Consider the following 805-nt stretch of genomic DNA (forward strand, 5'->3'; position numbering starts at 1 on the left):
TACACTGCCCCCAAAAAGTTAGACACTATTTGGGGGCATTTTTATGGTTAAGTACAAAAAACACAAATCCGATTTTAAGCTTCGTCTGGTTAAAGATTACCAACGAGGGGCATCGATACACGGATTATCGAATCAATGGGGCGTATCATCGTCACAAATCAGAAAGTGGATTGATCAATATAATTCATTAGGTCCGCAAGGACTATCGCGAAAGCCTTATCGAAAATATACAAAGGAATTTAAGGTCACGGTTGTTCAAGCCTATCTAAAAAAAGAATTATCTTTGAGGGACTGCTGTTTACATTTCAGCATCCCCTCCATTGGCATAGTCAGTTCTTGGGTAAGAATATATGAGCATTTGGGTGAGGATGGCTTAAATTCTCGGCAGAGAGGCCGTAAAACGATGAAAGGAAACAATCCAAAAAGACCCGCAAAACCGTTGACCAGGCTGGAAGAGCTTGAGAAGGAGAATTTATATCTAAGAGCGGAGAATGAGCTGCTAAAAAAGCTCGATGCCTTAGCTCAAAAGAAAGTAACTCCGCAAAAGAAAAAGCATTAGCCATTGATGAGTTAAGGCATAAATATCCATTAGAGCTATTATTGAATATATTGAAAATGGCCAGAAGCAGTTACTATTACCACTTAAAAACAAAATCGGTATTGAGAAAGCATGACACTGCCCAGGATCAGATAAAAAAGATATATCATCGTCACAAAGGAAGGTATGGTTACCGAAGGATCACCCTGGAGATGAGGAATTCGGGCTGTATTATCAATCATAAAACGGTCTTAAAGCTGATGGGAG

2 protein-coding genes are annotated in these 805 nt (G+C 39.5%); both read left to right on the forward strand.

Annotated elements, in window-relative coordinates; all coding sequences use genetic code 11:
- Positions 1 to 43 precede the first annotated feature (43 nt).
- Positions 44 to 559: a helix-turn-helix domain-containing protein gene (locus ABD873_RS09735; RefSeq protein WP_345067855.1), complete on the forward strand. Its 516-nt coding sequence runs from the start codon at positions 44 to 46 to the stop codon at positions 557 to 559.
- Positions 560 to 615: 56 nt separating this feature from the next.
- On the forward strand, positions 616 to 805 hold a 190-nt coding region (locus ABD873_RS09740; RefSeq protein ID WP_345067857.1), incomplete at its 3' end, for an IS3 family transposase.

This window comes from Sphingobacterium thermophilum (genome assembly GCF_039541675.1).
Taxonomy (GTDB): domain Bacteria; phylum Bacteroidota; class Bacteroidia; order Sphingobacteriales; family Sphingobacteriaceae; genus Sphingobacterium; species Sphingobacterium thermophilum.

What these genes read in the sequence shown, in the direction of transcription:
- ABD873_RS09735 (WP_345067855.1), top strand. Translation starts at nt 44, where the DNA reads ATGGTTAAGTACAAAAAACACAAATCCGATTTTAAGCTTCGTCTGGTT.